Here is a 21,452-nt window from a genome sequence, read left to right as displayed (position 1 = left end):
CGGCCCCGGGTCGCGCGGCGCGAGGCGGACCGAGAACCTCCGCCTCGGCCGAGGCGCTGCACCGAGACGTCTGCCTTCGTGCTTGTCATGGGTGGTCTGCCCCTCGTTCCGTGGACGATCGTGTGTCGTTGCACTCTGCCGGGAGGATGGGCGCGCCAGTGGCAACGTCGTTGGTCGGGGTGTGCTGCTCGTCGAGAGCCATCGACAGTCGTCTCTCGTGCTTCGTCGGGCCGACGGCTCGTCCACCCTCGTGTCGCCGGGTGCACTCTCCGTCGCTGTGCGTCGCGTGCACTCGCAGGCTAGGTCGCCTCGCCAACCGGTGGGAGGCTCTGCGGGTACCCGCTTCACGAGGGTCTGTCTCGGGCTGGCGTCGACCCGGTGGCTGTCGTGGACGACCGCCTCGTCGTATCCCACCGACGACGTCAGCCGACCCTTGGCCACCGTGTCGACGGACCACAGCGCGCCCCGCACTACCCGGGGCCGTCGTCCCGCAACACCGGCTGCAGCAGGTCGGGGCGGGTCGTGAGTCCCCCTCCGAACGCTCGTCGAGACAGCGACGTCGAAGGCCCTTGGTTCCACGACCGGGGGCCTCCGACATTCCCTGACGAGGGGCATGCCCGTCCGCGGCTACGCTGCGTCGGTGCCCTTCCTCGACGACCTGTTCTCCCTCGCCGGCCGCACGGCCCTCGTCACCGGCGGCAGCTCCGGCATCGGCCGCGGCATCGCCACCGCGCTGGCCGGAGCCGGTGCCGCCGTCGTCCTCGTGGCCCGCGGACGCGAGGCGCTGGACGCCACCGCGGCCGAGCTGCGCGCCTCCGGCGCCCGGTGTGCCGTCGTCGTCGGCGACCTGTCCACCCGGTCCGGCGTGCACGAGGTCGCCGAGTCCGCCGTCGAACCGTTCGGCGAGCCGGACGTCGTGGTCTCCAGCGCGGGGGTCAACCTGCGCCCGCCCCTGGCCGAGGTCGACGAGGCCGTGTGGGACACCACGATGGCCGTCAACCTCGAGGCCCCGTTCCTGCTGGGCCAGCGGTTCGGGCCCGGGATGGCCGAGCGCGGCTACGGCCGGTTGATCCACGTCAGCTCTCAGCAGGCGCACCGCGCCTTCGCCACCAGCGGCGTGTACGGGGTGTCCAAGGGGGCCCTGGAGTCGCTGGCCCGGTCCCAGGCCGAGGCGTGGTCGCCGCGCGGCGTCACCGCCAACACGCTCGTGCCCGGGTTCGTCCCTACCCCTCTCAACGAGCGGCTGAGCAGCGACCCGGGGCGTGTGGCGGCGCTCGCGGACCGCACGCTGGTGGGTCGCAACTCGGTTCCCGCGGACTTCGCCGGGGCCGCGGTGTTCCTCGCGAGCCCGTCGGCAGGCTACGTGACCGGCCAGTCGATCCACGTCGACGGCGGGTTCTCCGTGCACTGAGCCCGACGGCGCAGCAGACTGGTCACGACCCAGGTGGAAGGAGCGTCGTGGCCGAGGCGAGGGAGAACGTCCCGCAGTGGCTGCGCAGCGCGGCCGGGTGGTCGTGGCGACTGGTCGCCCTGGTCGTGGCGGTGTCGCTGGTCGTGTACGCCACCGCCCAGGTGCAGTTCGTCTTCTTCGCGATCTTCCTGGCGCTGGTGCTCACCTCGGTCTTCCGGCCGCTGGCGGACCTGTACGACCGGGTGATGCCCCGCGCGCTGGCCACGACGCTCGCGCTGCTGACCGGCGTCGTCCTCTTCGGCGGGCTGATGGCCTACGTGGTGGCGTCCGTCGCCGGGCAGTGGACCGAGCTCGGCGGACAGTTCGAGACCGGTGTTCAGCAGATCCTCGACTTCCTGGAGACCGGGCTCTTCGGCCTGTCGATCAGCGCGGGCCAGCTCCAGGAGTGGCTGGACTCCGGTCAGCAGTGGGTGGCGGACAACGCCGAGAACCTCGTCGGTCAGGCGGCCGAGAGCGCCGGGTCCGTCATCGAGGGCTTCATGGTCGCGGCGCTCGCGATCTTCCTCACCGTCTTCTTCGTGCACTCGGGCGACCGCATGTGGCACTGGTTCCTGCACCAGGTGCCCTCCGCGCACCGCACCCGCTGGGTGGAGGCCGCCGGGGCCGGGTGGTACACCTTCTCCGGCTTCGCCCGCGGCACCGTCATCATCGCCTTCATCGACGGGATCCTGGCCTTCGTGCTGCTGATGATCCTCGGCGTGCCGCTCGCGGCACCGCTGGCGGTCCTGGTCTTCATCGGCGCCTTCATCCCGCTCATCGGCGCACCGCTGGCGATGATCATCGCCGCCGTCGTCGCCCTCGCGGCGGAGGGCTTCATCACCGCCCTCATCGTCACGCTGGGCATCGCCGCCATCGGCCAGCTCGAGGGGCACGTGCTGCAGCCGCTCATCATGGGCAAGCAGGTGTCCCTGCACCCGGTCGTGGTCGCCGTGGTCGTGCTGGCGGGCACAGTGCTGGCCGGGCTCCTCGGTGCGGTGGTCGCCGTCCCGCTCGTGGCCGTGGCCTGGACCGTGTTCTCCACCCTGCGCGGCGACAGACCCGTCCCCGTCCCACCCGGCGCGCTGGCCACTCCGGACCCGGCCGACGACGACAGCGCCGGCACGGCCCCGGGAGCGGACGGCGCGGAAAGGGCCTGACCTGGCCTGTCGCCCGTGGCAGGATCCCGCCATGGAGCCCTTCGTCCTGCGCAGCCCCGAGGTCCTGCTCTCCGTCCCGACGGACGCCGACGTCGACCGGATCGCCGCGGTGTGCACCGATGAGCAGATCGCGTCCTGGACCACCGTGCCGTCGCCGTACTCGCGCCAGGACGCCGAGGGCTTCGTGGCGGGGTACGTGGCCCAGGGCTGGGAGCAGGACAAGGACTTCACCTGGGCGGTGCGCGCGCCCGGTCGGGCCGACGGACCGGTGCTGGGGATGATGGGCGTCACCGTCACCGCGCGGCACCCGGACGGGACGCCGCTGACGGGGGAGCTGGGGTACTGGACCGCACCGGACGCGCGGGGCCGCGGCCTGACGACGTCCGCGGGTCGCCTGGTCACCGACTGGGCGCTCGACCCGGAGGGGCTGGGGCTGCAGCGCCTGCAGTGGCTCGCCTTCGTGGGCAACTGGCCCTCGCGCCGGGTGGCGTGGAAGCTCGGCTTCCGGTTCGAGGGCACGATGCGGCGCCACGGCGTGCAGCGGGGCGAGCTGCGCGACGACTGGATCGGGGCGCTGCTGCCGGGCGACCCGCGGGAGCCGGACGAGCCCTGGCCGCACGATTCCGCCGCTTTCTGAACGAATCCTGGGCGCCTCCTGGGCAAGCCGCCCGCGCGCGGGTCGTACACTCCTGCGATGTCGCGACACACCACGGCGCGGCAAAGCAGGAGGAGTGTTGACGCAATGACGCTGCAACGGCGAGTCGCGGTCATCGGAGCCGGACCGTCCGGCCTGGCCACCGCCCGGGCCCTGGACCGGCACGGGGTGCCGCTGACCGGCTTCGAGGCCCACGACGACGTGGGAGGGCTGTGGGACATCGACAACCCGCGCTCGACGGTCTACGAGTCGGCGCACCTGATCTCCTCGCGCACGACGACGGAGTTCACCGAGCTGCCGATGTCGACCCAGGTCGACTACCCGAGCCACCGTGAGCTGCTGCGCTACTTCCACGAGTACGCCGACGTCTTCGACCTGCGCCGCCACTACCGGTTCGGCACCCGGGTCACCGCCGTCGAGCCCGGCGACGGCGACCCGACGGGCCGCGCCGGCTGGGACGTGTGCTCCACCGGGCCCGACGGCGCCACGCACCGCGAGCGCTTCAGCCACGTCGTCGTCGCCAACGGCACCCTGGCCGAGCCCAACGTGCCGACCTTCGCCGGCGAGTTCACCGGCGAGCTGCTGCACTCGTCCGACTACAAGCGGTCCGACGTGTTCGCCGGCAAGCGGGTCCTCGTGGTCGGCGGCGGCAACTCGGGCTGCGACGTGGCGGTCGACGCCGTGCACCGGGCCGCCTCGGTCGACCTGTCGGTGCGGCGCGGGTACTGGTTCGTGCCGCGGTACCTGCTCGGTCGCCCCACGGACACCCTCAACCAGGGCCGCCCGCTGCCGGCACGGATCAAGCAGGCCGTCGACTCCCGGGTGCTCACCCTCCTCAACGGCGACCCGCAGCGCTTCGGCTTCCCGGCGCCCGACCACAAGATCTACGAGTCCCACCCGGTGGTGAACTCCCTGGTGCTGCAGCACGCGGGCCAGGGCGACCTGCGGGTCCGCCGCGACATCGACCGCTTCGAGGGCCGCACCGTGCACTTCGTCGACGGCACCAACGGCGAGTACGACCTCGTGCTGCTCGCCACCGGGTACAAGCTGGACTACCCGTTCGTCGACCCCAAGCACCTCGCCTGGGACGGCCCCGGCTCGGGCACGGCTCCCGAGCTGTTCTGCAACATCGTCCCGCCGTCGCTCAACGGGCTCTTCGTCGTCGGCATGCTCGAGGCCTCCGGGATCGGCTGGCAGGGCCGCGCCGAGCAGGCGGAGCTCGTCGCCCGCTACCTCGCCGCGGAGGCCGCGAGCGCCGACGGCGACGCCGCCGCCCGCGACCGGGTGGCGGCGTTCCGGCGCCGGGTCGGCGAGCGATGGCCCGACCTGACCGGGGGCTACCGCTACCTCGGCCTGGAGCGGATGAGCTACTACGTCAACAAGGACGCCTACCGCCGCACCGTGCGCCGGCTCGCCGACGAGCTCGTGCCGGCGACGACGAACCGGAGCGAGCGATGAACATCGACGACGTCGTCGTGAACTTCTCGCCGGGGTCGATGGTCGCGCTCAGCGTCGTGCTGGCGCTGATCATGCTCGGCATCGCGCTGGACACCTCGCCGGCCGACTTCCGGGTGCTGCGCCGGGCGCCGCGCGCGGCGGTGCTCGCCCTGGTGGCGCAGATCGTGCTGCTGCCCGCGGTCACGTTCGTGCTGACGCTCGTCCTCGGCGTCCAGGCGTCCATCGCGATGGGCATGATCCTCGTCGCCTGCTGCCCGCCGGGGAACGTCTCGCAGATCCTCACCTACCGCTCCGGCGGCAACGTGGCGCTGTCGGTGTCCCTGACGGCCGTCGGCAACGCGCTGTACCTGGTGGCGATGCCGCTGAACATCGCGCTGTGGGGCAGCCTGCACCCCACCGGCCGCGAGATCCTGGCCGAGGTCAGCCTCGACCCGCTGGAGATGATGCTCGACATCGTGCTCATCATCGGCGTGCCCTTCGCGCTGGGCCTGCTGGTGCGCACCCGCTGGCCCGCCGTCGCCGCGAAGGCCCACCGCCCCGTCCACGTCGTGAGCATCCTGGCGCTGATCGGCTTCGTCGTGGCGGCCCTGGCCGGCAACTTCGCCGTCTTCGTCGCCTGGGTCGGCGTGGTGCTGGTCGCCGTGTTCCTGCACGACGCCGTCGCGCTGGCCCTCGGCTACGCCGCCGCCCGCGCCGGACGGCTGGAGGTCCGCGAGCGCAAGGCCGTGACGTTCGAGGTCGGCATCCGCAACGCCGCCCTCGGGCTCGGCCTGGTGATGACGTTCTTCGACGGCATCGGCGGGATGGCGGTCGTGGCCGGCTGGTGGGGCATCTGGGACATCATCGCCGGCCTGACGCTGGCGACCCTCTGGGCGCGGCGCACCCGCGCCCGCCAGACGCAGGAGGTGTCGGCATGAGGCGCGTGCTGGTCACGGGCGGGTCCGGGTTCCTCGGGTCGCACACCGTCGCGGCGCTCGCGGACCGGGACGACGTCGCGCACGTCGTCTCGGCGGACCTGCGCGCACCCGCCACGCTGCCCGACGGCGTCACCGCGGTCACGCTCGACGTCACGGACGCCGACGCCGTGCGGGACGCGGTCGCCGAGCACCGCGTCGACACCGTGGTGCACCTCGCCGCGATCGTGAACCCCGGCACGCTGGACGAGGACACCGAGCGGCGCGTGGACGTCGACGGCACCCGCCACGTGCTGCAGGCCTGCGTCGCCGGGGGAGTGCGGCGCGTGGTGATCTCCTCCTCGGGCGCCGCCTACGGCTACCACGCCGACAACCCGGTGCCGCTGCGCGAGACCGACCCGGTGCGCGGCAACGAGGAGTTCACCTACTCCCGGCACAAGCGGCTCGTGGAGGAGATGCTCGCGGACTACCGCCGCGACCATCCCGACCTCGAGCAGGTGATCCTGCGGATCGGCACGATCCTCGGTCCGGGCGTGGCGAACCAGATCACCGCCCTGTGGGACGCGCCGCGGCTGGTCCGCGTACGCGGCTCCGAGGGCCCGTTCGTGTTCGCCTGGGTCGGCGACGTCACCGGCGCGATCGTCGCCGGGGCCACCGGGACCGCGACGGGGGCGTTCAACGTCTGCGGCGACGGACGCATGACCGTCGCCGACATCGCCGACCGGCTCGGCAAGCGCACCCTCGACCTGCCCGCACCGCTGCTCGCCGGGGTGCTGCGCGTCGGCCGGGCGCTGCGCCTGACCGTGCACGGCCCCGAACGGGTCGGTTTCCTGCGCTACCGCCCGGTGCTCGACAACACCCGGCTGCGCACCGAGCTCGGCTACACCCCGCGGTACACCAGCCGCGAGGCCTTCGAGCAGTGGCTGACCGTGCGCGGATGACGGATGCGAAAAACCGTGGCGTCACGGGGCGACGGCGTGCCACCCTGCTCGGGAGTCCCCGCGGGCAGGCCGCGTGTGAGAGGGGACGAACGGAAGGCGAGCAGGTGACCCACCCGGCGCACGGTCCGACGACCTCGCGCTGACCCCTGCCCGCCCGCACCCGGACCGGTGCACCTCGTGGCGGGCGCGGGACGTCGGCGCGGACCGCCACGTCCCCCGGGAGCCACCCATGCCTGCACCCGCCCCCAGCCCCGCCGTGGTCCTGCAGGACCTCGCCTTCACCTGGCCCGACGGCGCGACCGCGCTCGAGGCCGTCACCGGCACCTTCCCACGCGGCCGCACCGGCCTCGTCGGCGACAACGGCACCGGCAAGTCGACCCTGCTGCGCCTCGTGGCGGGTGAGCTGACGCCGACCCGCGGCAGCGTGTCCGTGGTCGGCGCCGTCGGCCTCGTGCCGCAGCGCCTCACCCTCGACACCCGCGCCACGGTCGCCGGCCTGCTCGGCGTCCGTACCGCCGTCGACGCCGTGCGCGCCATCACCGACGGTGACGTGCGCCCCGAGCTCTTCGACGCCGTCGGCGACGCCTGGGACGTCGAGGAGCGGGCGGTGGCGGCGCTCGCGGCCGTCGACCTTCCGCACTCCGGCGGCGCGCTGGACCGCACCGTCGGCACGCTGTCCGGCGGCGAGGCCGTGCTGACCGCCGTCACCGGGCTGCGGCTGCGCAGCCCGGACGTGGCGCTGTTGGACGAGCCGACCAACAACCTCGACGCCGGATCGCGGGACCGGCTCGCCGAGCTGGTGCGAACCTGGCGCGGCGCCCTGGTGGTGGTCTCCCACGACCGTGCGCTGCTCGAGCTCGTGGACGCCACCGCCGAGCTGCGGGCCGGGTCGCTGACGACGTTCGGCGGGCCGTACAGCGCCTACGAGGACCACCTGGCCGTCCAGCAGGAGGCCGCGGTGCGGTCGGTGCGGGACGCCGAGCAGACCTGGCGCCGCGAACGCCGCGAACGGATCAAGATCGCCGAACGGGTCGCCCACTCCCAGCGCCAGGGGCGCAAGGACGCGGCCGACGCGAAGTTCGTCAAGGCGGCGATCAACGACCGGCGCAACAGCGCGGAGAAGTCGCAGGGCGCGCGGCGCGGGGCCGCGGAGGCCGCGGAGAGCACGGCGCGCGCCGCCGTCGAGACCGCCCGGAGCGCGGTCCGGGACGACGACCGCATCACGGTCGACCTGCCGGACCCCGACGTCCCCGCGTCCCGGCGGATCGCCGTGCTGGGTTCGGCCGACGGCCGCGACGTGGTCCTCGCCGGCCCGGAGCGGGTCGCCCTGACCGGACCGAACGGCGTCGGCAAGACGACGCTGCTGGAGCGGCTGCTCGCGGGGCCGTCGCCCGCGGGCCGGCTGTGCACCGACCGGGTGGGCTACCTGCCGCAGCGCCTCGACGTCCTGGATCCCCGCGCCACCGTCCTGGACGCCGTCCGCGCCGGGGCACCCGGCGTCGCCCCGGGCGACCTGCGCGGCCGGCTGGCCCGCTTCCTCGTGCGCGGCGCCCAGGTCGACCGGCCGGTGGCCACGCTGTCCGGCGGGGAGCTGTTCCGGGTGCACCTGGCCCGGCTGCTGCTCGCCGAGCCGCCCGCCCAGCTGCTGATGCTCGACGAGCCGACGAATAACCTGGACCTGGCCAGCGTCGACCGCCTCGTCGAGGCGCTGTCGTCCTACCGGGGCGCGCTGCTGGTGGTCAGCCACGACCGGGCGTTCCTGGAGCGTCTCGGCCTCGACGCCCACGTCGAGCTGCGTCCGGACGGTCGGCTGGCGGTGGGTACGGTGTCCTCGTGAACGCACCCGGTACCGCCCCTCACCAGCCCACCGCCGCCGACGAGGTCGTGGGGATCTGCCAGGACCTCCTGCGCATCGACACCTCCAACTACGGCGAGAACCAGGGTCCCGGCGAGCGCAAGGCCGCCGAGTACGTCGCCGGGCTGCTGGCCGACGTCGGGCTCGAGCCGCAGCTGTTCGAGTCCCGCCCGGGACGGACGTCGGTGGTGGCCCGCTTCGAGGGCAGCGACCCGACCCGGGACGCGCTAGTGCTGCACGGGCACACCGACGTCGTGCCCGCCCAGGCCGCCGACTGGTCGGTCGACCCGTTCGCGGGCGAGGAGATCGACGGCCTGCTGTGGGGCCGCGGCGCCGTCGACATGAAGGACATGGACGCCATGATCCTCTCGGTCGTGCGTCAGATGGTGCGCGAGGGCCGCCGCCCCGCCCGCGACGTCGTCATCGGCATGTTCGCCGACGAGGAGGCCGGCGGGGTCCTGGGCGCGCGCTGGTTGGTCGAGAACCACCCCGAGCTGTTCGAGGGCGCGTCCGAGGCCATCAGCGAGGTCGGCGGGTTCTCCGTGGACGTCGACGGCCGGCGCACCTACCTGGTCCAGACCGCCGAGAAGGGTCTGGCCTGGCTGCGCCTGGTCGCCGACGGCCGCGCCGGGCACGGCTCGCAGGTCAACCACGAGAACGCCGTGACCGAGCTCGCGGCGGCCGTCGCCCGGATCGGCAAGCACGCCTGGCCCTACACGCTGACCCCGACGGTCGAGCGGCTGCTGCGGGGGGTGGCGGACCTGACCGGGCTGCCCTTCGACCCCGAGGGCGGCGCCGACCCGGACCAGGTCGACGCCCTGGTGGACGCGCTCGGCCCCGCCGCGAAGTTCGTGGGCGCCACCGTGCGGCACACCACCAACCCGACCCAGCTCGACGCCGGGTACAAGGCGAACGTCATCCCGGGCACGGCGACCGCCGCCCTGGACATGCGCACCGTGCCCGGCCACGAGGCCGAGGCCATGGGGGTGCTGCGCGAGCTGGCCGGACCGCACGTGCGCATCGAGACGCTGCACGCCGACCGCTCCCTCGAGGTGCCGTTCAGCGGGGGACTGGTCGACGCGATGGTGGACTCCCTGCACGCCGAGGACCCGGGGTCGGCCGTGCTGCCGTACACGCTGTCCGGCGGCACCGACAACAAGTCGCTCGCTCGGCTCGGCATCACCGGCTACGGGTTCGCGCCGCTGCGCCTGCCCGCCGAGCTGGACTTCGCGGGCATGTTCCACGGCGTCGACGAGCGCGTCCCGGTCGACGCCCTGAAGTTCGGCACCCGCGTGCTGGACCGGCTGCTCACGACCTGCTGAGCGCCGCCTCCAGCCGGTCGACCAGCACGTCCTGGCCCCGGACCAGGACGCGACGCGCCTCGTCGGGGGTGAACCAGGCGGCGCGGTCGATCTCGGGCACCTCGAGGTGGCGGCCGGAGCGGGGTGGCCACTCCACCCGCACCGTGTTGCTGCGCACGGCCGACAGGTCCGGTCCGGGCGCGGGCCAGCAGCGGCCCCAGGCCCGCACCCGCTTGCCGGAGCGCTGCCGGATCTCCCCGAGGTCGACGTCGGGCACGACGGGCTCCGGGACCGTCAGCCCCAGCTCCTCGCCGGCCTCGCGCACGGCGGCGGCGTGGGCGTCCTCGCCGTCGCCGACCTCTCCCTTGACCACGGTCCAGGCGCCGGCCTCGCGCCGGGCCCAGAACGGGCCGCCCATGTGCGCCAGCAGCACGATCGGTCCGTCCGTGCCCGGCTGGTAGAACAGCAGCCCGGCGCTGGTGACCGGCACGGTCTCAGCCGCCCAGCGCGGCCATCGACCGCCGGGCCCCGTCGACGTACCCGCCGCCGAACAGCACCGCGTGCACGGCCAGCGGGTAGAGCTGGTGCAGCTCGACGCGCTGCTGCCACCCGGCGGCGAGCGGGTGGGTCTCGTCGTAGCCGGCGAGGATCTCGTCCAGGTGCGGCGCACCGAACAGCGCCAGCATCGCCAGGTCCGTCTCCCGGTGGCCGCCGTGGGCGGCGGGATCGATGAGCGCCGCCTCGGTGCCGCCGTCGTCCGCGGCGGTCCACAGCAGGTTGCCCGACCACAGGTCGCCGTGCAGCCGGGCGGGGGAGTCCGGCGGACCGGCGAGGTCGGGCAGCGCCCCGCACACCGCCTCCATCGCCGCAGCGTCCCGGCGGTCGAGCACCCCGCGCTCGCGGCCCTGGGCGACGATCGGCCGCAGCCGTGCCTCGGCGTAGAAGGCGGGCCAGTCCTCGAACGCGCCGGCCGGCATGTCCAGCGGGTCGTCCAGCGGCCCGAACCAGCCGCGCCCGGCGTCCGGGGGCAGGGTGCCGAAGGCGGGCGCTCCGGCGTCGTGCAGCCGGGCCAGCGCGCGGCCGAACGACCGGGCCGCGGGGGACGTCGGCCGGGCGGGCTCGAGGCGCTCCAGGTCGAGGTGCCCGGGGCCGACGTCCAGCACCGCGGCCACCCGCGGCCCGCCGTCGACGGCGAGCCAGCGCAGGCCCGCCGCCTCGGTGGCGAAGAACCCGGGCGGCGACCCGTGCCGGGACTTGCGGAAGGCGTCCATCTCAGAGCGTGGAGGTCGCCTTGATGATCTTGCGCCGCAACCACACCCGGCGTTCGCCGCCCATGTAGAGACGGGTGCGGGCGAGCTCCCAGCGCCCGTACTCGGCCTCCTCGGTGAGCTGTCTCCGGGCGTCCGGGACGGACGTGCCCCGGTCGATCGTGACCACCCGGTACTCGTACTGCCCGTGCGTGCGCCAGCTCGAAGCCATCCGTCGCCTCCCGATCAGGCCGTCCGTCGTTTTCGTGTGCCCATTCTGCCGTGCGGGGCGCTACGGTCGGAGCATGACCGCTGACCCGCGTGCCGCGCTGGACCGATTCGTCGCCGCCCTCGAGGGGCACTTCCACGCGGTGTCGTCCCGCCGGAGCGACGAGGACCCTGCCGTGGACGACGCCTACGAGGTGCTCGCCGACGCCTTCGAGGTGTACGAGGACGCCCTGGCCCAGGCCTACAGCGAGGTGACGCCGTTCTACCTCGACGACGACGATGACGACGACGAGGACGACGACTACGACGAGGACGACGACGCCAGCGCTCGCTGAGACGGGCGGCTACGCCCGCTCGGGGTAGCCCAGCGGCAGCCCGGAGACGTCGTCGAGCGCCGCGTGCACCTCCGCGGGCAGCGCGAGGTCCAGCGCCGCCGTCGCACCGCGCAGGTGGGCCGGGGTGCGGGCGCCGACGACGGCGGAGGCCACCGCGTCACGGGCGAGCAGCCAGGCCAGCGCCACCTCCAGCGGGGCCCGGCCCAGGCCGTCCGCGGCCGTGGCCACGGCCTCCACGACCGCCGCCGCCCCGGCGTCCTCGACGTACGTCTCGACGAACCCGGCCAGCCGGTCCGAGGCGGCCCGCGAGTCCGCCGGCACGCTGCGCCGGTACTTGCCCGTCAGCACACCACGACCCAGCGGGGACCAGGCGAGCAGGCCGAGCCCGAGCGCCGAGGCCGCGGGGGCGACCTCCCGCTCCAGCCCCCGCTGCAGCAGCGAGTACTCCAGCTCCAGGGCGGCGAGCCCGATCCCGTCACCGGCCTCCAGCAGCGTCGCGGCGCGCGCCGAGGCCCAGGCCGGGAAGTTCGACAGCCCCACGTAGCGGGCCCGCCCGGAGGACACGGCCAGCCGCAGCGCCGAGACGGTCTCCTCCAGCGGCGTGACGGGGTCGGGGCAGGCCACGAGGAACAGGTCGACGTGGTCGGTGCCCAGCCGGCCCAGGGAGGCGTCGAGCTCGCCCAGCAGCCCGCCGCGCGAGGCGTCCCGGTGCGTGCCGCGGGGCCCGTGCCGCACCCCGGCCTTGGTGGCGAGCACCACGTCGTCGCGGGCGACGGAGCCGTCCAGGAGCGCACCCAGCATCCGCTCGGCGTCGCCGTCCCCGTAGGAGGCGGCGGTGTCGACGAACGACCCGCCGCCGTCGAGGAAGGCCCGCAGGATCTGCGCGGCGTCGTCCGCGTCGGTGTCGCGGCCCCACGACATGGTGCCCAGCCCCAGCGCCGAGACGTGCAGCCCCGAGCCCCCCACCTGGCGTCGTTCCATGGCCGCGACCCTACCGGGGCCGGTCGTCCGGTTCCGGGAACCGCGCCGGGCCCGACCCCGACGCTGCCCGGGCACGGCCTCCCGGACGGGTAGTGTGACCGCTCGTGAGTGCGTGGGAAGCGATCATCCTCGGTCTGGTCCAGGGTTTCACCGAGTTCCTGCCGGTCTCCTCCAGCGCACAGCTGAGGATCGTCGGCGAGCTGATCGGCGGTGCCGACCCCGGCGCGCTGTTCACCGCGGTGACCCAGATCGGCACGGAGGTCGCCGTCCTGCTCTACTACCGCCGCAAGATCCGGGACATCTGCGTGGGGTGGTGGACCTCGTTGCGCGGCGACCACGGCACCACGTGGCGCGACCGGTTCGGCGCCCACGACGCCGACGCCCGCATGGCCTGGTACATCACGCTGGGCTCGGTGCCGATCGTCGTGCTGGGCGTGCTCTTCGACGAGGCGATCGAGACGACGCTGCGCAACCTGTGGATCACCGTCGCCACGCTGGTGATCTTCGGCGTGCTGCTCGACCTGGCCGACCGGTACGGGCGGCGCACCCGGTCCGTGGAGGACCTGACCCCGAAGCGCGCGATCGGGTACGGGCTCGCGCAGGCGATGGCGCTCATCCCCGGCGTGTCCCGGTCCGGCGGCACGATCACGGCCGGTCTCGCGATGGGCTTCACCCGGCGCGCCGCGGCCGACTACTCGTTCCTCCTGGCGATCCCGGCCGTGCTGGGCTCGGGCTTCTACCAGCTCGCCAAGGCCGCCGGGGGAGACCCGGCGCCCGGGTCCGCGGGATGGTGGCCCACGCTGATCGCGACCGTCGTGGCGTTCGCGCTCGGCTACGTCGTGCTCATCGGCTTCCTGAAGATCGTCTCCACCTACTCCTACAAGCCCTTCGTGTACTACCGGTACGGCCTGGCGGCGCTCGTCGTCGTGCTGCTTCTCACGGGGGTGCTGGAGGCCGATCCGGCCGGGACCACGGCCTGACGCCGGTACTCTGGGGGCCGTGCGACCCTGGCCCACCCCCCAGATCCCCGAGCTGCCTGCTCCCACCGACGGTCACCGTCCCGTGGTGCGGATCCACGACACGACCACCGGACGTCTCGTCGAGGCGGCTCCGGGTCCGACGGCGCGCAGCTACGTCTGCGGGATCACGCCCTACGACGCGACCCACCTCGGGCACGCCGCGACCTACATCGCCTTCGACCTGCTGCACCGTGCCTGGATCGACGCCGGCAAGCAGGTCACGTACGCCTCGAACGTCACCGACGTCGACGACCCGCTGCTCGAGCGCGCCGCCGCCACCGGCGTCGACTGGCGCGACCTCGCCGCGGACCAGGTGGCGCTGTTCCGCGAGGACATGACGGCGCTCGGCGTCGTCCCGCCTGACCCGTGGACCGGTGTGGCCGAGTACGTCGGACCCATCGCCGAGGCGGTCGCCCGGATGCTCGAGGACGGCACCGCCTACCGGGTCCCGATGGAGCCCGGTGCCGGCGGCGACGACCCCTGTCTGGGCGACGTCTACGCCGACCTGACGGCCGACCCGGACTTCGGTGCCGTCTCCGGCTACGACGAGGCCACCATGGCCGAGCTGTTCGCCGAGCGCGGGGGAGACCCCGACCGCGAGGGCAAGAAGAACCCGCTGGACCCGCTGCTGTGGCGCCGCGAACGCCCCGGCGAGCCCACCTGGGACGGCGGCGTGCTGGGCACCGGCCGGCCCGGCTGGCACGTGGAGTGCACGGTCATCGCCCGGGACGGGATCGGTCTGCCCTTCGACGTCCAGGGCGGCGGCTCGGACCTCGTCTTCCCGCACCACGAGATGTCCGTCTCGCACGGGCGGATGCTCGACGGTGCCGGGTCCGCGCCCGGCGCGCACGCCCACGCCGGACTCATCGCCTACGAGGGCCACAAGATGAGCAAGTCGCGGGGCAACCTCGTGCTCGTCTCCGCGCTGCGCCGCGACGGCGTCGACCCGATGGCGGTGCGCCTCGGCATCCTCTCGCAGCACTACCGCACCGAGTGGGAGTGGACCCACGACCTGCTCACCACCGCCCAGGCGCGCCTGGAGCGGTGGCGGGAGGCCGTCTCGGGCAACGGGGGACCGGCCTGGCAGGACACGCTGGCCGAGCTGCGCGCCGCGCTCGCCGACGACCTCGACGCCCCGCGCGCGCTCGCGGCCGTGGACGCCTGGGCCGACCGCGCCCTGGAGCCCGGACGGGACACCGCCGCGGACACCGAGGGTGCCCCCGGCGTCGTGGCCCGCGCCGTCAACGCCCTGCTCGGCGTGCGGCTGTAGCCCTAGCCCTTGTCCGGGCCGCCGGGGGTGCCGTGGCCCCCGCGGCCCGGACCGAGGTCCCGGCGGCGCAGGTAGCGCTCGAACTCCTGCGCGATCGCCTCGCCGGACGCCTCCGGCAGGTCCGCGGTGTCCTTGGCCTCCTCGAGCTGGGCCACGTACTCGGAGATCTCCGCGTCCTCGCCGGCCAGCTCGTCGACTCCCTGCTGCCACGCCTCGGCGTCCTCGGGCAGGTCCCCCATGTCGACGGACGTGCCCACCAGGTCCTCGACCCGGGTCAGGATGGCGAGGGTCGCCTTGGGCGAGGGCGGGTTGGCCACGTAGTGCGGCACCGCCGCCCACAGCGACACGGCCTGGAACTCGCGTGCGGCGGCCTCGTGCTGCAGCACGCCGACGATGCCGGTCGGTCCCTCGTACGTGCTCGGCTCGACGTCCAGGACGGCCTGCAGGCCGGGGCTCTCCGTCGTCGCGGTCAGCGGGATCGGGCGGGTGTGCGGCACGTCGGCCAGCAGCGCGCCGAGGGTCACGACGGTGCGCACGTCCAGCTCGGCGGCGATGTCCAGCAGCTCGCGGCAGAACGACTTCCAGCGGAAGGACGGCTCGATGCCGTGCACGAGCACGACGCGGCGGTCCGGCAGCTCCGCGACCGAGACGGTCGTGGTGGGCCAGGCGATGATGCGTCGGCCCTCCGGACCGGAGCCGATCATCGGTCGGTTGACCTGGAAGTCGTGATACCCCTCCGGATCGAGCTCGCGGTGCAGTGACGCTCCCCACACGTCGGCGAGGTGCTCGAGGGCGTCCGTCGCGGCGCTGCCCGCGTCGTTCCACCCCTCGAAGGCCGCGATCATGACGGTCTGACGTGCGGCGTGACGGCCGACCGGCTGCTCGGTGGTCATCTGGTCAGCCTATACAGGCCCGGCGGGAACCGTCCTCGCCGACACCGGCCGCCGGGTGCGGCCCTCGTACGATGTGGCGATGCGTCCTGACGAACCCGCCGCGCTGCCCGCCGCCGTCCTGTGGGACATGGACGGCACCCTCGTCGACACCGAGCCCTACTGGATCCGTGCCGAGCACGAGCTGGTGGCCGCCCACGGCGGCAGCTGGTCGCACGAGCAGGCGCTCGAGCTGGTCGGCAACCCCCTGACCGTCTCCGCGGGCATCCTGCGCGACGCCGGTGTCGGCCTGAGCGTCGACGCCATCGTCGACCACCTCCTGCACCGGGTCCGCGAGCAGGTGGCCGACTCGGTGCCGTGGCGGCCGGGTGCCCGGGAGCTGCTCGCCGCGCTCGGGGACGCCGGGGTGCCCTGCGCCCTGGTGACGATGAGCTACACGGTGCTGGCCGAGGCCGTGACCGCGCACGTGCCCGGGGCGTTCAGCACTCTGGTGACCGGCGACCAGGTCACCCACGGCAAGCCCCACCCGGAGCCGTACCTGGTGGCGGCCGAGCGGCTGGGCGTGCCCGTCGAGGACTGCGTGGCCATCGAGGACTCGCCCACCGGGATCGCCTCCGCGCTGGCCGCCGGTGCCCGCACCCTCGGGGTGGAGGCCGTCGTGCCCGTCCCGTCGCGTCCCGGCCTGAGCCGGGCGGCGAGCCTGGCCGACGTCGACCTGACCACGGTGCGGCGCCTCGTCGCCGGCGAGGTGCTCGACCTCACGCCGGCCGCGGCCCCGACGCGCTAGCCCTCCACGCCCAGACGTCGGCGCAGCGCGTCGGCGGGGATCGGCGGGGGAGTGCCGCCGAACGCGGGACAGAGCGCCTGGTGGGCGCACCATCCGCACAGCTTGCTCTGCTTCGGGACGAACTCGCCCCGGCGGGCCGCCGTGGTGATGGCGTCCCACAGTCCGCGCACCTTCGCCTCGGTGACCTCCAGCTCCCGCTCGCGGGGCTCGGCCCGCAGGACCTGCCCGTCGCCGAGGTAGACGAGCTGGAGCATCTTCGGCAGCACGCCGCGCTCGCGCCAGACGACGAGCCCGTAGAAGCGCATCTGGAACAGCGCCGAGGCCTCGAACCCGGGCCGGGGCGAGCGTCCGGACTTGTAGTCGACGACCCGGACCGCGCCGTCGGGCGCCACGTCGAGCCGGTCCACGATGCCGCGCAGCAGCGGCCCGTCCTCGAGCTGGCTCTCGACGGCCAGCTCGCGGGCCTCGGGCTGCAGGCGGTTCGGGTCCTCGAGCGTGAAGTACGTGCCCAGCAGCTTGCCCGCGCCGTCCAGCCAGGTCTCCAGGGGCTGCCCCTCGGCGTCCCCGCCGGCGGAGAACAGCTCGGCGTACCGGGGCTCGACCTCCACCAGACGCTCCCACTCGCCGGGCAGCAGGCCGCGCGCCGCCTCGGGCGTGCGTTCGCCCAGCGGGGCGTCGTAGAGCCGTTCGAGGACGGCGTGCACGAGCGTGCCGCGCGCGGCGGCGGACGACGGCGGCTCGGGCAGGCGGTCGACCGCCCGGAAGCGGAACAGCAGCGGGCACTGCATGAAGTCGTTGGCGCGCGACGGCGACAGGGCCGGGGGACGCGACGGTCGGGCCCCCGGCGCGTCGGGGCTCGACGCGGTGCGGTCCGGTGGTCCGGTGGCGGGGTCGGCCGTCGTCGTCATGCGGGCCACCCTACGGCGGGCCGCCCACACGGACGTCGCCCCACGCGCGGGTCCCGGTGGCCGGGCCGGATAGCCTGGAGCGGTGACTCAACGCTCCTCCGGGTGGCGCATCGGCCGTGTCGCCGGCGCCCCCGTCCTGGTGACCCCGTCGTGGTTCCTCGCCGCCGTCGTCCTGACCGCGCTGTTCGCCCCGACGGTGCGTGCCTTCGCCCCCCGCATGGAGCTGGTGGGGGTGCTGGTCGTCTCCTTCGCGTTCGTGCTGCTGCTGTTCGCGTCGGTGTTCTGCCACGAGGTGGCGCACGCGCTGGTGGCGCGCGCCCGCGGACACCGCGTCGACGAGCTCGCCCTGACGCTGTGGGGCGGGCACACCGCCTACTCCGGAACGGTCCGGCACCCGCGCGACAGCGCGCTGATCGCCGTCGTCGGACCGCTGACGAACCTGGCGCTCGCCGCCGGCTTCTGGCTGCTGTTCTCCGCCCAGACCTCGGCGTCGGTGCCCGCGCTGCTCCTCTACGCCGGCGCGTTCTCGAACGCGTTCGTCGGTGCCTTCAACCTGCTGCCGGGGCTCCCGCTCGACGGCGGCCAGGTCCTCGAGGCGGGCGTCTGGGCCGCGACGGGCTCGCGCACGCGCGGCACGCTGGCGGCCGGCTGGGTCGGCCGGGCGGTCGGTGCGGCCGTCGTGCTCTGGGCGCTGGCCTGGCCCCTGGCGACCGGACGCAGCCCCGACCTCTTCACGGTCATGTGGGCCGCGCTCATCGGCGCGTTCCTGTGGTCCGGGGCGAGCGAGGCCATGCGGGTGGGGCGCCGGCGCGAGCAGCTCGACCGCCTCGACGTGCGGTCGCTGGTGACCTCCGCCGTCGTCGTCCCGGCCGGGGCGACGGTGGCCGACGCCGGCCGGGCGGCGCGCGGGTACGGCGAGGTCGCCGTCGTCGTCCTCGACCACCGTGGCGAGCCCGCCGGCTGGGTCGACCCGCAGGCAGCGGCCGCCGTGCCGGCGGAACAGGCCGCTGCGACGCCGGCGGAGTCGGCCCTCGTGCCCTTCCCCGCGGGGTCGACCGTGGACGCCGACGAGTCCGGGCCCGAGCTGCTCGACCACCTGGCCCGGGTCGCCGGCGGTGCGCGCGTGCTGCCGGTCGCCGACGGCGGCCGGGTCACCGGGGTGCTGGACGTCGCCCGGGTCGCGGCGGCCGTGCGTCCGGCGGGCCGCCGGTAGACTCGATCGGCGTGACTTCCTCCTCCGCCACCGGTGCCGACATCCGCCGCGGTCCGCTCCGCGTCGGCGACAAGGTCCAGCTCACCGACCCCAAGGGTCGGATGCACACGATCACGCTCGCCGAGAACGCCACCTTCCACACGCACAAGGGCTACTTCCGCCACGAGGACCTCATCGGTCGCCCCGAGGGGTGGGTGGTCACCAACACCGCCGGGATCGAGTACCTCGCCCTGCGGCCGCTGCTGAGCGACTTCGTGCTGTCCATGCCGCGCGGTGCCGCCGTCGTCTACCCCAAGGACGCGGGCCAGATCGTCCAGATGGCCGACATCTTCCCCGGGGCCCGCGTCCTGGAGGCCGGTGTCGGCTCCGGCGCGCTGACCATGTCCCTCCTGCGCGCCGTCGGCGACGCGGGCGAGCTGCACTCGATCGAGCGCCGCGAGGACTTCGCCGCGATCGCGCGCGGCAACGTCGAGACGTTCTTCGGTGGGCCCCACCCGGCCTGGCACCTGCACATCGGCGACCTGGCCGACCGGGCCGCCGACGTCGTCGAGCCCGGCTCGGTGGACCGCGTCGTGCTGGACATGCTCGCCCCGTGGGAGAACGTCGACGCCGTCGCGCAGGTGCTCACCCCCGGCGGGGTGCTCGTCTGCTACGTCGCGACGGCGACCCAGCTGTCCCGCACGGCCGAGGCCCTGCGCGCCGACGGCCGTTTCGCCGAGCCCACGGCCTGGGAGTCGATGGTGCGCGGCTGGCACCTCGAGGGCCTGGCGGTCCGTCCGCAGCACCGCATGGTCGGGCACACCGGCTTCCTGCTGTCCGCCCGCCGGCTGGCCGACGGCGTGACCCCGCCGGTGCGCAAGCGGCGCCCGGCCAAGGGTTCGCGCCCGGGCGACGAGGAGCAGTGGGGCGCGGGTCGCTGGAGCGAGGAGGAGCTCGGTGAGAAGGCGGTCTCGGACAAGAAGATCCGTCGCGTGCGCCGTCAGGTCGGTCAGGAGCCCGAGCAGGAGGCCTGATGTTCCGGCCAGATTGCGGCGGAGTCACAGTTCGGTCGTCATCGTGTGAACGTGGGCGCCGCAGCGTGAAATGAGCCACAGGATGTCGGCGTTGACCCGTAGGGTGCTGTCTCTCGGGAGAAATCCCCTCGGACGGGGGGAGGCCGCCCGGGCCGCACGAGAGGGGACGTGATGACTGACCACCCTGTTCGCCCGGACCACTCGGACGCGCCCACGCCGTCCGGACGCGACGCCCAGCTGGCGCTGCTCGCGGCGAAGAACGAGCGGCTCGCCGAGGCGTTGCGGGCCGCCCGGGAGCAGATCGTCGAGCTGAAGAAGCAGATCGACGACCTGGCCAAGCCGCCCGGGACGTACGCCACCTTCCTGTCCGACCACGGCGACGGGTCGGTGGACGTGGTCTCCCAGGGCCGCAAGATGCACGTCCAGGCCAGCCCCCAGCTCCAGCTGTCCGACCTCGCCCCGGGGCAGGAGGTCAAGCTCAACGAGGCCATGACCGTCGTAGGCGCCGGTGGCTACGAGCGCACGGGTGAGCTGGTCACGGTCAAGGAGGTCCTCGACGAGGACCGCGTGCTCGTGGTCGGGCGCGCCGACGAGGAACGCGTCGTCCGGCTCGCCGGCTCGGTCGCGGCCGACCGGCTGCGGGTGGGTGACGCGCTGACCGTCGACGTGCGCAGCGGGTTCGTCTTCGAGGTCGTGCCCAAGTCCGAGGTCGAGGAGCTCGTCCTGGAGGAGGTGCCCGACATCGCCTACGAGGACATCGGCGGTCTGGGCACGCAGATCGAGGCGATCCGCGACGCCGTCGAGCTGCCGTTCTCCCACCCGGACCTGTTCCGCGAGCACGGGCTGCGCCCGCCCAAGGGCGTGCTGCTCTACGGCCCGCCCGGGTGTGGCAAGACGCTCATCGCCAAGGCGGTCGCCTCCTCGCTGGCCCGGATGGTCGCCGAGAAGCGCGGCGGCGACCCGAACGCGAAGAGCTTCTTCCTCAACGTCAAGGGCCCCGAGCTGCTGAACAAGTACGTCGGCGAGACCGAGCGTCACATCCGGCTCATCTTCGCCCGGGCCCGGGAGAAGGCCGGCCAGGGCATGCCTGTCGTGGTGTTCTTCGACGAGATGGAGTCGCTGTTCCGCACCCGCGGGACCGGCCTGTCCTCGGACGTGGAGACCACGATCGTGCCGCAGCTGCTCGCCGAGATCGACGGCGTCGAGCGGCTGGACAACGTGATCGTCATCGGTGCCTCCAACCGCGAGGACATGATCGACCCGGCGATCCTGCGTCCCGGCCGGCTCGACGTGAAGATCAAGATCGAGCGTCCGGACGCCGAGGGCGCCACGGAGATCTTCGGCAAGTACCTCACGTCCGACCTGCCCATCAACGCCGACGACCTCGCCGAGCACGGCGGCAACCGGCAGGCGGCCGTCGAGGCGATGATCCGGTCGGTCGTGGAGCGTATGTACGCCGAGGACGAGGACAACCAGTTCCTCGAGGTCACCTACGCCAGCGGCGACAAGGAGACCCTGTACTTCAAGGACTTCAACTCCGGGGCGATGATCGAGAACGTCGTCGACCGTGCGAAGAAGTCGGCGATCAAGGACCTTCTGGCCTCCGGCCATCGGGGGATCCGGGTGGAGCACCTGCTGTCCGCCTGCGTCGACGAGTTCCAGGAGAACGAGGACCTGCCGAACACGACCAACCCCGACGACTGGGCACGCATCAGCGGGAAGAAGGGTGAGCGCATCGTGTTCATCCGCACGATCTCGAAGAAGAAGGGCGAGCACAGCACGCCGCGCACGATCGACACCGTGAACTCCACGGGTCAGTACCTGTAGCCG

General features: G+C 73.8%; 21 protein-coding genes. 15 read left to right on the top strand and 6 right to left on the bottom strand.

Features of this window, described 5'->3' with window-relative positions; translation table 11 throughout:
* Positions 1–640: 640 nt before the first annotated feature.
* The 8 genes from V5O49_RS01635 (at position 641) to V5O49_RS01600 (ending at position 9,752) form a co-directional block, all read left to right on the top strand.
* Positions 641–1,411 (top strand): SDR family NAD(P)-dependent oxidoreductase, encoded by a 771-nt coding sequence (locus V5O49_RS01635; RefSeq protein ID WP_332900700.1) that lies wholly within the window; start codon positions 641–643, stop codon positions 1,409–1,411.
* Positions 1,412–1,458: 47 nt separating this feature from the next.
* Entirely contained in the window at positions 1,459–2,607 is a 1,149-nt protein-coding gene (locus tag V5O49_RS01630) for an AI-2E family transporter (protein WP_332900699.1), read from the top strand.
* A 31-nt stretch (positions 2,608–2,638) separates the two neighbouring features.
* Entirely contained in the window at positions 2,639–3,244 is a 606-nt protein-coding gene (locus V5O49_RS01625) for a GNAT family N-acetyltransferase (RefSeq protein ID WP_332900698.1), read from the top strand.
* A 105-nt stretch (positions 3,245–3,349) separates the two neighbouring features.
* Entirely contained in the window at positions 3,350–4,720 is a 1,371-nt protein-coding gene (locus V5O49_RS01620) for a flavin-containing monooxygenase (RefSeq protein ID WP_332900697.1), read from the top strand.
* Positions 4,717–5,637 carry a bile acid:sodium symporter family protein gene (locus tag V5O49_RS01615; RefSeq protein WP_332900696.1) on the top strand — a complete coding sequence of 307 codons (921 nt, stop codon included), beginning with the start codon at positions 4,717–4,719 and terminating at the stop codon, positions 5,635–5,637. The genes V5O49_RS01620 and V5O49_RS01615 overlap by 4 nt, the downstream gene beginning before the upstream one ends.
* On the top strand, positions 5,634–6,575 hold the full coding sequence (locus V5O49_RS01610) for an SDR family oxidoreductase (protein WP_332900695.1): 942 nt from the start codon (positions 5,634–5,636) through the stop codon (positions 6,573–6,575). Before V5O49_RS01615 ends, V5O49_RS01610 begins: the two co-directional genes overlap by 4 nt.
* A gap of 229 nt (positions 6,576–6,804) precedes the next feature.
* Complete coding sequence (locus V5O49_RS01605) at positions 6,805–8,412, top strand: ABC-F family ATP-binding cassette domain-containing protein (protein ID WP_332900694.1); 1,608 nt, start codon at positions 6,805–6,807, stop codon at positions 8,410–8,412.
* Positions 8,409–9,752: a M20/M25/M40 family metallo-hydrolase gene (locus tag V5O49_RS01600; protein ID WP_332900693.1), complete on the top strand. Its 1,344-nt coding sequence runs from the start codon at positions 8,409–8,411 to the stop codon at positions 9,750–9,752. The genes V5O49_RS01605 and V5O49_RS01600 overlap by 4 nt, the downstream gene beginning before the upstream one ends.
* Here V5O49_RS01600 and V5O49_RS01595 read toward each other — a convergent pair.
* Genes V5O49_RS01595 through V5O49_RS01585 form a run of 3 tightly spaced genes read right to left on the bottom strand, consistent with a single transcriptional unit; the run spans position 9,739 to position 11,210 of the window.
* On the bottom strand, positions 9,739–10,221 hold the full coding sequence (locus V5O49_RS01595; RefSeq protein ID WP_332900692.1) for an NUDIX hydrolase: 483 nt from the start codon (positions 10,219–10,221) through the stop codon (positions 9,739–9,741). The two genes, V5O49_RS01600 and V5O49_RS01595, sit on opposite strands and share 14 nt — an antisense overlap.
* Before the next feature lie 4 nt (positions 10,222–10,225).
* Entirely contained in the window at positions 10,226–11,002 is a 777-nt protein-coding gene (locus V5O49_RS01590; protein ID WP_332900691.1) for a fructosamine kinase family protein, read from the bottom strand.
* A 1-nt stretch (position 11,003) separates the two neighbouring features.
* Entirely contained in the window at positions 11,004–11,210 is a 207-nt protein-coding gene (locus tag V5O49_RS01585) for a DUF5703 family protein (protein WP_278237276.1), read from the bottom strand.
* 73 nt (positions 11,211–11,283) lie between these two features.
* On the opposite strand from V5O49_RS01585, the gene V5O49_RS01580 reads away from it, so the two are divergent.
* Positions 11,284–11,541: a primosomal protein gene (locus V5O49_RS01580; protein ID WP_278237277.1), complete on the top strand. Its 258-nt coding sequence runs from the start codon at positions 11,284–11,286 to the stop codon at positions 11,539–11,541.
* A 9-nt stretch (positions 11,542–11,550) separates the two neighbouring features.
* Here the strand turns inward: V5O49_RS01580 and V5O49_RS01575 are convergent, their stop codons facing one another.
* A complete protein-coding gene (locus V5O49_RS01575; protein ID WP_332900690.1) occupies positions 11,551–12,522 on the bottom strand; it encodes an aldo/keto reductase in 972 nt (323 codons plus the stop codon).
* Positions 12,523–12,626: 104 nt separating this feature from the next.
* Here V5O49_RS01575 and uppP point away from each other — a divergent pair, with 104 nt between their 5' ends.
* Together uppP and mshC are read left to right on the top strand one after the other, a co-directional pair.
* Positions 12,627–13,502, top strand: a complete 876-nt coding sequence (gene uppP / locus V5O49_RS01570) for an undecaprenyl-diphosphatase UppP (RefSeq protein ID WP_332900689.1) — start codon at positions 12,627–12,629, stop codon at positions 13,500–13,502.
* A 19-nt stretch (positions 13,503–13,521) separates the two neighbouring features.
* Positions 13,522–14,811, top strand: a complete 1,290-nt coding sequence (mshC, locus tag V5O49_RS01565; RefSeq protein WP_332900688.1) for a cysteine--1-D-myo-inosityl 2-amino-2-deoxy-alpha-D-glucopyranoside ligase — start codon at positions 13,522–13,524, stop codon at positions 14,809–14,811.
* 2 nt (positions 14,812–14,813) lie between these two features.
* Here mshC and V5O49_RS01560 read toward each other — a convergent pair whose 3' ends face one another.
* Positions 14,814–15,704, bottom strand: a complete 891-nt coding sequence (locus tag V5O49_RS01560) for a PAC2 family protein (protein WP_278237281.1) — start codon at positions 15,702–15,704, stop codon at positions 14,814–14,816.
* 79 nt (positions 15,705–15,783) lie between these two features.
* On the opposite strand from V5O49_RS01560, the gene V5O49_RS01555 reads away from it, so the two are divergent.
* A complete protein-coding gene (locus V5O49_RS01555; protein WP_332900687.1) occupies positions 15,784–16,488 on the top strand; it encodes an HAD family hydrolase in 705 nt (234 codons plus the stop codon).
* Here V5O49_RS01555 and V5O49_RS01550 read toward each other — a convergent pair.
* Positions 16,485–17,396: a RecB family exonuclease gene (locus V5O49_RS01550; RefSeq protein ID WP_332900686.1), complete on the bottom strand. Its 912-nt coding sequence runs from the start codon at positions 17,394–17,396 to the stop codon at positions 16,485–16,487. The genes V5O49_RS01555 and V5O49_RS01550 overlap by 4 nt on opposite strands.
* A gap of 82 nt (positions 17,397–17,478) precedes the next feature.
* Between V5O49_RS01550 and V5O49_RS01545 the strand changes: the two genes are divergently transcribed.
* The 3 genes from V5O49_RS01545 (at position 17,479) to arc (ending at position 21,449) form a co-directional block, all read left to right on the top strand.
* Positions 17,479–18,609 carry a site-2 protease family protein gene (locus tag V5O49_RS01545; RefSeq protein WP_332900685.1) on the top strand — a complete coding sequence of 377 codons (1,131 nt, stop codon included), beginning with the start codon at positions 17,479–17,481 and terminating at the stop codon, positions 18,607–18,609.
* Between the two features lie 11 nt (positions 18,610–18,620).
* Positions 18,621–19,622 carry a tRNA (adenine-N1)-methyltransferase gene (locus tag V5O49_RS01540; RefSeq protein WP_332900684.1) on the top strand — a complete coding sequence of 334 codons (1,002 nt, stop codon included), beginning with the start codon at positions 18,621–18,623 and terminating at the stop codon, positions 19,620–19,622.
* 171 nt (positions 19,623–19,793) lie between these two features.
* A complete protein-coding gene (arc, locus tag V5O49_RS01535; RefSeq protein ID WP_332900683.1) occupies positions 19,794–21,449 on the top strand; it encodes a proteasome ATPase in 1,656 nt (551 codons plus the stop codon).
* Positions 21,450–21,452: the final 3 nt, after the last annotated feature.

This window comes from Isoptericola haloaureus (genome assembly GCF_036689775.1).
GTDB classification, from domain to species: Bacteria; Actinomycetota; Actinomycetes; order Actinomycetales; family Cellulomonadaceae; genus Isoptericola; species Isoptericola haloaureus.
This window is presented reverse-complemented; position numbering and strand designations above follow the sequence as displayed.